Below are 12,053 nucleotides of genomic sequence, written 5' to 3' on the forward strand. Positions count from 1 at the left end.
ACGGAATTAGGTCGACCACTTACCCAAGTTACGCCTTAAATTTGGCTCAATTAGGGGCGCTTTGCATTTCAAATCTTTGTGCAACAAAGCCGCACATAACCCTTGACTGAGGGGTCATGAATCAAGGCATCGGGGTTATACAGCGTATTGTAACGCTTGATATCCGCAGAAGCCTGCTGTCGACTAAGCCCAAACCAGCTCATCAAACGATTGGTAACCAAACGACCTTCCCAGTAAGTAAGCAGCTCGATCGCCCGCATTCGAAGAAGCACTTCATGCTTATCTGTCGTCATATACTAATCAGTCAATAAATAAGATTCTAAGATTACCCCATGGCAAATGTACAGTAAACATTTTTTACGGTATTTAAAGGTGGTATTGCAATCACCAGATAAAAAATATACTAGTATCCTGATGATAGCCGTCAAAGTACGATCTCTAGCAGATCATGGATCCTGGTATAGCGTGTAAATTGAGCTAAGTTTTAGAATGAGAGCAATATGGGTTTTAGATTTCGTAAAAGTATTAAATTATTCCCGGGTTTTAAAATTAATCTGACCCATAAAGGCATCAGCAGTGCCAGCATTGGCAAACCTGGTGCTTCTCTAAATATTGGGAAAAAAGGTACGCGAACCAGTGTCGGCATTCCAGGTACGGGACTATCTTACTCTAAACACCAGCCTTACTCTAAAAAGACCCGTGTTCCACAACCGACATCGCTAGAACACACGGAATATAATCCTCAGAATTTAGAACAACCGAAGACAAAGATCTGGCCTTGGATTATTTTTGGAATATTGTGTTTTATTGTAGGTGCCGTCATTTTTTAGCAAGAACAACATTGTATTTTGATCAAAAAAAATGCCCACATGGATGAATGGGCAAACTAAGGAATTAATATCCTTCAGAAACTCCAGCGCAATTCTCGCTACTTTCAGTAAGCGACTCTGGCTCAATCATGAGGGTCTGACTCAATCGAATCGAGGTAAATCGATCCATCACAATTGGAGCAGAAATTATGCTTGAATACATTCTTGGATGATGCTGAAAAGTCTTTGAGTTTTAATCAATAAATAAGAGTATTCATGTCTACCCTCAACTTTACTTATTTTCAGATAGCAACCAATCGAGAGCACTCATTTTTACAATACCATTATAATTTGCTTCAGCCCCTATCGTGTCTAAGGTAAGTAAATATTTGGGATACGAATCAGAAATTTTCTGTAATGGACGTAACTCTCGGCTGAGTGTCTCCTCATTGAGCGTTTCTAATGCCACCTGATAATAAGTTAAATTCTGTAAAGTATCGACAGCAACAAAATCAATTTCATATTCATCAACCCGCCCTACATAGACCGTATAACCTCGTCTGATAAGCTCAAGATAAATTACATTTTCTAAGATATGACCTTGATCAGCATTAGCATCAGGCAACATAATCCGGCGCAATCCGACATCAACTAAATAGTATTTTTCAGAGGATTGTAATAACTCACGCCCGCGTACTTTAAATTGTGCAGCACTATAAAATAACAAACTGTCCTGTAAGCCCTGAATATAGCGTTTTACTGTTTCAAATGAAATTTTAACCCCACTTGAAACAAAGGTATTTTTAATTTTATTGATGGAAATAGGTGAGCCTGTCACGCTTGCCAAATATCTTGCGACACGCTCGAGAGAGTTAATATCGGCAGTATTCAAACGGGGAATAACATCTTTAAACATTACACTGGCATAGACCGCTTGCAAGTAATCATAAGTTTCTTGCTGGCTAGTCATGGCAAGCGTATAAGGGAAACTACTGCGCGTATACATGGCATACAAATCACGATTGGATAATTGTTGGATGATCGGATTATTTTCAATATGCCACTGTTTAAATTCTTGGAATGACAAAGGTAGAACATGTTGCTCGATATAGCGTCCTGTAAGTAAAGTCGCAAGTTCTCCACTTAGAAAGAATGCGTTTGAGCCTGTAATATATAAATCGATATAATCCCGAACATATAAGGAGTCGACTACTTTCTCAAAATTGGTAACATGTTGTATTTCATCTAAAAAAACGTAGTTTTTTTTACTTTTATCAACTTTGGACAATACATAATCATGTAGTTTACGGTAATCGGTGAGTTCTTCAAATTCCATAAATTCGAAGTTGATGGCAATGATGTTTTCGGCTTGTACACCCTGTGCTTTTAGGTCTTGTTGAAACATCGCCAATAAGGTGGATTTTCCAGAGCGACGCACACCTGAAAGTACTTTAATGACATCACGGTCTTGCCATGTATTCAGAAATTTTAAGTAGCCATCACGTCGAATATTAGCGCTTCTCATTATTTACACTTAGAATCTAAAGTTTTAATAAATTCTATCAAATTTTAGAACGTATATGTAAATATATTTAATTTTAGAAAAAGTTTAAAGGTTAAGTGAAACATTCAAAACTACTGTTGAAGTATGCAAACAGCAGATCTGATGAAAATCCAAATTCTGTCTTTTTGATTATTTTCCATGTCATGTTATGTCATTGATGCTGCGACTTAACTGCTATATAAATTAAGTGAAAAGTAAAAGGAACTAAGATGTTAACTAGAGTGGAACTCATTTTTGTTGTGCTGATGGTCTCAGCCTTAATCCTCATTGCTTATGAAATGCTAAAAGGTTTATTTTAGGGCATCTATACAATTTTTGATCAAAAAAAAGCCCACAGAGGGAATCTATGGGCGAAACCAAGGACCTTGACGGTCATTCAGAAACTACAGCCAGCTTCTGGTTGTGATTCTGAACTGAATTAAAAATAACCACATTGGCTGAATGTATCAAAAGTTAAATCATTGATAAATTTTAGAAAATTAATTTACCCCCTCTGCTGCTCAATACAGTAATTCACCAAACAAATCCGCTCTAATCTCTTCCAGGCTCAGATCTGATTTCATCCTATTACAGATGGGATGAACTAGCAGGCCATTCTCTAGAACGCCTTGCCCACCTACGGCTTTGGCAATCCTATGATCCGATTCAGTAGAATCAAGATAGATCAATCCATCACAAATGAGGCAAAAGTTATGATTACCCACCAGAAAATTGTGCTTAAGCAGACTCTTGGTTAATGCCGAAAAGGCCTTTGGCTTTGACCGAGAAATTGGACTAATCGACTCCACATATCCCACCACATTCTTGACTACTGCATCATCATAACCACCCAAAAACCTTTCGACATAGAACTCGTTAAAGCTTATGTACTTGAAGGCCTTAGACATGGACAGAATAAAGGTATTCAGGCATTTCTCATCATCAAAATCAACATCCATTTCCAAGCTTAAGCAAATAAAGGCTTTATAGACAATTTGTAGCCGATCATAGCCCTTGATACCACTGCCGAACTTGCCGACCGTTTCGGTGGTCGCCACGGGGAAATTGGCGATCAAGAACTCAATACTACGGCGTACCCGGGTGAAGTCCTTGAAACTAATCGTTCGATGATGAATCTGCATGAGGCTTTCATGAATTTCATACACAATTGAAAACCATGCAAGAAAAGAAGTAATCTGAAAACGCTGGTCCTTATAAAAATATAAGTATGGATGAAAGCCCAAACTCGGAACCCCAGTATTTTTTACAGGCGTCGCTATTCTGCAAAGAATGGTCAACAGATGCGACATCAGGTTTTCAACGCGTTCCCCCTGATTCAGACTCATAATATTATGAATCTGATCACCAGCAATGATATTCATCAACTCATTGACCAAGCCAATTTTTTTGCCATGACTCATTTCATTGTCTAATAAAATGGTCGAAAAAAGTAGCTGGTGGATCCTCTCCCCTAACTCAATCAACTCATTTAAACGTGTATATTGGAGCTCTTCTAGGTTAGATTTATTGTCATTGATATAACAACAGGCATAGATCGCATAATACGCGTCACTACCGCGATTTCTTAGGTGATATTCCTCATATTTATCTAAACGTTTAGTATCTGAGTTAATCGATTGAAATACCCGTCGCGCATCTTCCGGAGTTCCCAGTACCTGCCTGAAACTGATTTTAATATCGCCTAATTTCGATTTTTTTCTGCGAATTCGGCATCAGTACAAATTTTTTGAAAATCAGCAAGATCTCCTAAATAATTGCGGAGGTAACGAATATCTTGTTTTTGTTGATCATTGAAATTAGGTGCTTGAGGGACTTGCTCATCCGCAAAATATCTATTGATCCATGCATAAATACAGGAAAGACGATGTGCCCCATCAATAATGTAAATATTGCCGTGTATATCTTTCCAATACAAAATGCATAAATTGATGTTTTGATCTTCTGTGCAATCCTCAATAAAGTTTGCAATTTCTTGCACATTCCAACATTCCGTAGAACGCTGGTTATCCGCTTTAAATAAACATTTGATGATGGAATGTTTTTCAAAATCAGTCAGTGCTACTTCAAAATTGTCACGCTGCATTGAAGGTGACATTTCTTCTGGCAACATAACTTTACGCTGAATAATATTGGTCAATAATCGTGTTGGACCCATTTTTATTTTCTCCAGACAACACTGTCCTACTTTCGCTCAAGTACGAAATTTGAAAGTGTATATAGTTCGATTTGGTTAAAGCGATGAATTAAATGACCGTCAATATTCAGTCAGCGCTAACAAAAGAAACCTAAGAGAAATGGGTACTTTTAAAATGATATTTTTCATATTGTAATCTCGTTGATCAATGTGAAATTTGCCAACATCTTTTCCACGAGATGGTGGCAAACCAAATAGGGGTGGAAATACCGCTCAACGAAACGGCCAGTCATAGACTGCCCTACTTGGCCTGCCATAAAGCATTGCCATGCAGACACAAAAGAGCCACTAAAAGTGACTCTTTAGCACGTTGAGATGCGGGTTTCCACGCCCGATTACAGATTTTGCTGTAATGTAATTATCATATGGGTATCTTTTTCTTTGGTCAAACCGAATTAGAATTTTTTTACTCATTAATTCTATGAAAGGACCTCAATAAATTAAAATATTGAGGATTATTAAAACAAAAAATCAAATTCGCGGATTCCCAGGCCTTTGCTTGGCAAATCAGATTTTGACAAAGCAAAGGCCTGGGCCACTTTTGAACCACTTATTAAGCTTAGGCTATTTTTAGAATATTTATGATTAGGAGTTTTAACTACAGGCTAGAATAAGGAATTTTCATTTATGAGCATTAACTCATCAAAACAGATTAATTCAACTTAAATACAGTTTCTATCTTCAGCAATGTATAAAATTGATTAAAAATTATCAACATAATATGAAAAAACGTACTTTTTATTTGATTAAAAAACCAAAAAATCAACCCAAAATAGAGGGTTACATTATTTAAAACTGATTCTCCAATTAAATTAAAACAACACTCAATTTCATATTAAATCGCGTTTAATTTATTATTTTATTAACAACAAAAGGTATTATTTGTATCAATAATATTTCAATTAATTTTAACGTAGCGTGATTATTGTCTTGCGTCTCAACAATGCTGTTTTTTTAGGCTAAAAACACTCAAAAAGCCTAAAACCCGGGGTTGGATTTTCACCATTAATTACCCAGTTTTTGAGCGCTAAAAACCCGATTATCTGCAAAAAAATACTCAGAAAAACCAAGCTGTAAAATTAAAAACAATATCTATATGTTTTCAATATATTTTTTTTGATAAATTTCCGTTCATATGCTAAACCTCTGATAGAACCTCTAAGCACTCTTTTTTGATACTCTCAGCACTCTTTCATCTTGTAAAAGACGCTTTGCAACAGCATCTTTTGAATAAAATTATTATCTTTTTTATTCCATATTTTATATTTTTTTATTTTCACCTCGCCCTTTTTTACATTATTAAATTCATCCGGATCATATTCATCCCATTCAAAATTAGGTGGATTTTTTGAATAAAGTTTATTGATAAAATCTAAGAATCTTTTATAATCAATCAAGTCATTTTCAGATGATGCCTTAAAGTTCAAAATAGGACGATCTTTTTCAAGTGAAATTTTATTTTCTAAACAATAAAAAAAATGTTTAAGATCTTTCTGGGTTACATTTTTATTTAAGTTAAAAGGTTGCTCAATCTGATTGAGAGTAGACCATGTCACCATTTTATTCCAAGTAAAACCGATAAGATCCTCATGATTAGCATCATTTTTAACGTGACTTGTATAGAGAGAAAACGGCTGGCTGATCGATTGAATGAACTTCAATACTTCAGGATCGATCGTTGCTATTTCTTTTTTTTCCCGCCACTTCCGGTATTCGTCTAAAAATATTTCACGGTATAAAAACACGTCCTGTTGTTGAGGCTGCTTTTTCTTGTTCTTTAATCCAGCAGTTTGAGGATTATTCTCTTTGAGCTGATAAAATTTCTTCATCGCTTTTAAAATATCTCTTTCATTCGACTGAAATTCAATTTTGAAGTCGCTACGCATCAACTGACTATCGCCTAATAATGCCTTGATCAATTGAGGTGAATATTCACGGTTTGCTTGATAAAACATGTCAGCAATCAGGATATTCAGATGATGCAGATAATGTCTTGCAGTGATCCGAATGTCTTCATGCCCCATCAGATGCGCAAGTCGAGACCAGGCTTGGGCACTACGCGATGAAGCATCCTTCATATTGGGTAAAATGTGCTTTTTAAGCTTACGCCCAAACTCGGAATCATAGTCAGTAAAACAACGTACCAGTGCTATGCTGCCTTTTAAAAGGATAGCCAAATGTGAAGCGGTACTATGCCTGAAAGCATGAAAAGTATATTGATGATCCTTTGTCCCTAATACAGTATTAAACAGCAACTGGGTAATTTTTGATAAATTTGTACTGGATAAAGGTTGTTCACCCAGCATAAAGAGCTGTTTGGTTTTTCTATTGCAGACTGCTGCAGTCGCTTTAGAGCCAGGTAACAGGTTTTGATAAAAGCGACAAAATCCTGTGAACTCGTCCGGTGTTAAAAAATGAACTAAATCAAACTGACGCGTGGCATTATCACTTTTCAGATCACGCTCAGAATTTAGACGAATCCTGAGGGTGAGATCATCAATATCACCCATTGTTTTTCTCATTTTATGGTCAGATCGATCGTCTTTCTGCTGATCTAAAGCGGATTCAAACACATAATAGAGCTGTCGATTGTCAGGATGTTTTCGTAACTGCGGAGATACAAAATCATCGATACAGATCCCGGCAGCTTCATCAATACGCAAGCCCAGTCTAAAAGCCAATGTATAGACCCATTCTAGACAGGTTGCATCCTGCTCAGTCAGACCCAAAGCTTCTGGGTATTCTCTAAGAATCCGTATCATCAATTGAAACATCTGCGGACTAATGAGTCTGGTTTTTAAAAATAAACCGTCACTTTGACGTTCATATAAATATTGCACAATCGGTGCACGATGATTCTTGACTAAGTATTGGTGAAAGGCTTTCAGCCGATCAAAGGCATAACCCGAGGTATTGTATTTTTTATTGTTGTTGGTTTGGGCGGTCGTTTTATGATTTTTCTGATCATTCAGCAGTTTTTCTTCAACAATCGTGCGATACATTTCCTCAAACTGCTCTTCAGCGGCTGTATCTAGATTGATCTGCTGTTCTAGAACATAACAAAGTAGGTCAAGCACAAAACTACTATAGTAACGCTTGATTGTTGAGACTTTAATAGCTGCTTTCCCATGATAAGCAAATTCGTTTTCTAACCACTGACACACGCGTAAATGTGCAATAGCCACTACATAATCTAGGTACTCGCCATTTCCAGCCTCATACGCAGATTTATAGTCCTCAAATTTTTGGATGCTTTCTTGGAGTTGATCCGCAAGCTGTTTGGGTTTGATATCCTGATGAAAAGATAAAAGCCAGGATTTCAGCTGATGACGTTGACCGGTTCGTCGATCATGAAATGTTTTGACTGTAACTGTAGGCATCTCCAAGTCTAAGACTTGAGGCTTTTTTTCAAGATTTTTGATTCTAGCTTGAATAGTTTTCCAGCAATCGGGTTGATCATAGAGCTGTGTATACTGCTCATAGATTAAAGGCGAAGTGATGATCTGATTGTTCAGTACACTGGTACTTAACACATCCAGATTAGGAATCTCTTGCCACAAGACATAATCCATATGCTTAAAAATGGCAAAACCGGTCTTTTCCAAGCCTTTTAAAAATAGCTTCACGTGATTAAGCGGTGCAAATGGCTGATCCTCACGTGCTTTTCTAGAGTCCCCCTCCTCCGCCATATTCAGTACAATGTTTAAATGGATTTTAAGTTTTTCTAGCAGTAAGGCTTCAGGCTGATTCCCCGTTTCAATTTCACTCTGTTCTTTTTCCCAGTACAGCAATGGCGAAGTGCTTTGTAATACATACCCTTGCGGTCCATTGAGTAGTTGCTGAATCCGTCGATAACATAACATCGCAAAGGCATTGAAATAAATGTGTTGGGTTTGCCATAACTCCGCCTCTTCTTCGCCATCCTGACGATAGATGTTGCCATACTTTGTCGAGGGCAACGTGTATGAAAAGACATAAGCCTTTTGAACCTTTTCGGCATCTGAATAGATCGGAAGCAAGCCACTATCCAGGTTCATATGAAAAATCGCATCATGAATGGCTATCAGTCGTTCAGGTTGCATGCATCCCTGATCAAAAATTAATGAAATACACAGACATTCAAACAAGGTATTCACTAATTTTTGTTGCTCTTTAGCCGTAGAGTCTAAGAGGATACCTTGAGTTTGTTGTTTGAGATAATCCGCCCAATTCACATACAGTTTTTCTTTTACCTCGACGAGCATAGTACCCTGCTGTAACTTTCGTCCTGAAAAAACGTTGTCTAGACGTTTAGGTGTGTAGACTATCCAATCGGGCAACTTAATCTCATAGCTCTCGGCATAGGAAGGGTAATCCTTTTGCCACTGCTGGTTTTTCTCGTTACAAATCCGTTTCACTTGTTTAAAACAGAATTGAAGGTAATCTGCAGCATTGTCCTTAAATTTGGATATTTGGCAGAGCTGCTCTAAAACTGCTCTATAGAGAGTAAACTTGTCCAGAATTCGCTGATCAAGCCACTTAAAATCAATTTGAGCAAGGTCAGAATTTACATCTGTGTATGTAGCAGTGATCAGCTGAGAAATTTCCTTAAAAATGTCGGCGATTTCTCTTTTAATGGCATTTTCTAATTGCGTAACGAGTGATGTATCAAGCACAAGATGGTCCTTTAAAGCACTTCAAGCTTTGCGATTTCTAGTTTGTTGAGCAAGCTTTTAACTTGCTGCTGAATGTCGTGTTTGTAGAGATAAGGGCTTAATCCAGAAATGTGACTGAATCCCATGCTTTGCTTATCATGGGTATATAGCGTATTGTGAATGTCACCACTCAAGGCGAGATGATTTTTAGTGAAATGCCTTGGCCAGTTTTTATAAATCTGCACGGTCTCTTTAAGGTAATTCTTGACAAAATCAGCAGACATGGGCTGTAACTCCAAATGCTCCACGACTTCCGCAAGATTCACCTGACCTTTTTGGGACTTGATCCGAGGATGTGAGATGACATAGAGCATAAAACCATCGTTTTCCAATTTCACTTTAAAACTAGTTATCCCGAGTGTCTCGATGGTTTGCGTCAGATATTTTCGATATGCATTGAAATGATCCTGCCAGTAGCCTGTAACAGGAACAGGACGTCCTACTTTTCGTGAATCAGTTTTTTTATCATGCACATAAAGCAGTTGTGCCTTAGGATCGTAATGTTTGAGTAACCCCGGCATGCCGACTATTGGACGTACCGTCAGGCAGATTAAGGAAAGATGCCACATCCAAATGCTGTAAGCATTCAGCTTCTCGATCAGATTCGCTTGAGTATTGGCTAATGTGTTTTTGACAAAATGATAAAGCTGATTAAAAAATTCACTCGCGGCCTCTACAGTCCAGCATCGCTGACTGCCGATACGTTCCTCACGATGAAAAATATGACCAGGGTGTTTATTCTCAATCCATGGATCACCTTTTCTACGGTCTAATAGAACATTAATATAGCCTTGAAAATGCTGGTCGATTTGATCGATCTGACGCCCTTCATAGTTCCATTGCACGATATGACGGCTATCTCTGTTGGCCAGCAAGTGTGCGACCAGGTTATCATCCGTCTCCATATCCATATAAAAATAGATTTGCCGCTCTAACATACCGCAGGTGATTTCACCAATTGCATGCTCTTTAAAAATTTCCCGCAAAAAATTATTGTACTCAATCACACAAAATTCAGGTTCCTCTAAAGCCTCTAAACTGGTGATCCAGGGTGCTGGTATGCGCCATTCCAGGGTTAAGGCCCGATTATAACGCTGTGCTTTATCTTGCATGGCACCGGAATGATTGGCATTCAACTTAGGATCGATCACCCAATAATAATGAATGACTTTTTTGACTGATTTTTTTTTAATTCTACCAATACCAATCAAATACTTGATCTTTTGAAAGACCGTTGGACTCAGACCGGTCAAGAGACACATCAGACCACACACAGCTAAAGCCGATTGATATGCATCATTTCTCGTATTTTCTTGATAACACTCGTGCAATCGCTGATATACCTCAGTTAATAAACTGGGTTTCAGATAAAGCGGATTAGTTTTACAGGCTAAGTCACGTCGCTGAATTCGCTTAGCTTGCTTTTCAAGCTGTTTCTGTTTGTCATCAGAGAAACTCCCCTTCACCCGCTTGGCGATCTCATCCTGTTCAGGATCGACAACATTGGCCTCTGTATTCTGTTCCTTATCATCATTCTCCACATCAAACGAAGATATGCCAGAATGAGGTGTGCGGGTCATGCGCTTTTGAATGTTGTCGATTAAAGCCTGAACATTGATTGACGATGAATTTAACCTACTATTGATGAGCTCATTACAAACAATAATGAATTGTTGAATATGGCGGCCGAGATTAAGCTGTTCAAAATCGTTTTTTATTGTTTTGCGCTCTAAAAGAGTTTTTAACTCATTGGCATTAAATTCATCAATCCCTTGGAGTTTTTGCGTGATGTCTGCATACAGTTGTTTATTTTCCTCAGCGTGAGAAAACTGCTTTTGCAACAACAGTTTTAAATCATAAGATACTGTATTGATTTTATTGTTCTTTTCACACTTATGTAAAATAACTCGTCTTTCTTTCTCTTCAGCCTGAGGCTCTAACAAGATGATTCCCTTCAGCATTTCGCACAAGACTGCAGTCAAAAGATATGAATAGATGAATGCTGCTTTTTGTTGGTCGCTTAGTTCTCCTATAGATGCACTTTTAGCCCATTGAGTTAAGCCTACCAATAATTTCTTTTGTGTCACCATCCGATTGTCTTTAATCACCACATGGACATCGTGAGCAGCAACATACAATTCCAGTGCCTGCTGATCTTGCGCCAAGAGCTGATTCAAAATTTGTTTTTTTACACTCAGGGGTTGATTGACCCATTCTTCCAATAGTTTAATTTGCTTGTCAGCTGACAATTCATCAGTTTGGCTCATAAAACTACCATAATTTTTCAGGGTAAAAATTGATATTCAGGTTTCGTTCGAACTTGAGCTTCACGTCTTTATTCAGGCCAAAGTATTTTTTATAAGTGCTTGCACTCAATTGAACACAACGCTGCGGATTTTTACCCACCTTCATATACCGTGATAATGGCAAACCTAAGGTATCGGACAATTGAGTAAAAAAACATGTAAATAGAACAGCATGTACCTCTTTATGTTTGTGCTTTGGAACCTGTTTCAAATCTAAAGAAATTTTATGGATTAACCATTTTAGAATTTCAAATTCATCAACACCTTTATGAGATTTTTCACCCTTGTTAAGAGTTCTTTTGATGTAAGCATCCAGCTTGTTTTTAAGATTCAAGATAAAATCTCGAATAAAGTCTGGTAAATCTAATATCAAAACTGCGCTTAGCTTGGTCAGGACTTCAAGTGATTTTTTTTGCATTTCCAATTTTTTCTATCGTAACCATCTCAGCTGATACTGGCTATACAAGCTCAATACTGTTGAAATGG

At 37.6% G+C, this 12,053-nt stretch carries 5 protein-coding genes and 2 pseudogenes; 1 reads left to right on the forward strand and 6 read right to left on the reverse strand.

Annotated features, from left to right (window positions below; genetic code table 11):
- Window positions 1–92: 92 nt before the first annotated feature.
- A pseudogene (locus NI470_RS14430) lies at window positions 93–293 on the reverse strand (BrxR family helix-turn-helix transcriptional regulator); the annotation flags it as partial.
- Window positions 294–500: 207 nt separating this feature from the next.
- Between NI470_RS14430 and NI470_RS14435 the strand changes: the two are divergent.
- A complete protein-coding gene (locus NI470_RS14435) occupies window positions 501–830 on the forward strand; it encodes a DUF4236 domain-containing protein (protein WP_004726791.1) in 330 nt (109 codons plus the stop codon).
- A 271-nt stretch (window positions 831–1,101) separates the two neighbouring features.
- Here NI470_RS14435 and NI470_RS14440 read toward each other — a convergent pair whose 3' ends face one another.
- The 5 genes and pseudogenes from NI470_RS14440 to NI470_RS14465 form a co-directional block, all read right to left on the reverse strand.
- Window positions 1,102–2,334 carry an ATP-binding protein gene (locus NI470_RS14440; protein ID WP_087528525.1) on the reverse strand — a complete coding sequence of 411 codons (1,233 nt, stop codon included), beginning with the start codon at window positions 2,332–2,334 and terminating at the stop codon, window positions 1,102–1,104.
- A gap of 539 nt (window positions 2,335–2,873) precedes the next feature.
- Window positions 2,874–4,528 (reverse strand): annotated as a pseudogene (locus NI470_RS15845) (HNH endonuclease signature motif containing protein).
- 1,220 nt (window positions 4,529–5,748) lie between these two features.
- Complete coding sequence (locus NI470_RS14455; protein WP_253148814.1) at window positions 5,749–9,222, reverse strand: hypothetical protein; 3,474 nt, start codon at window positions 9,220–9,222, stop codon at window positions 5,749–5,751.
- A gap of 11 nt (window positions 9,223–9,233) precedes the next feature.
- Entirely contained in the window at window positions 9,234–11,528 is a 2,295-nt protein-coding gene (locus NI470_RS14460) for a hypothetical protein (protein ID WP_253148812.1), read from the reverse strand.
- A gap of 4 nt (window positions 11,529–11,532) precedes the next feature.
- A complete protein-coding gene (locus NI470_RS14465) occupies window positions 11,533–11,985 on the reverse strand; it encodes a transporter (RefSeq protein ID WP_253148810.1) in 453 nt (150 codons plus the stop codon).
- Between the last annotated feature and the right edge of the window lie 68 nt (window positions 11,986–12,053).

Source organism: Acinetobacter lwoffii (genome assembly GCF_024129115.1).
Lineage (GTDB): Bacteria > Pseudomonadota > Gammaproteobacteria > Pseudomonadales > Moraxellaceae > Acinetobacter > Acinetobacter lwoffii_T.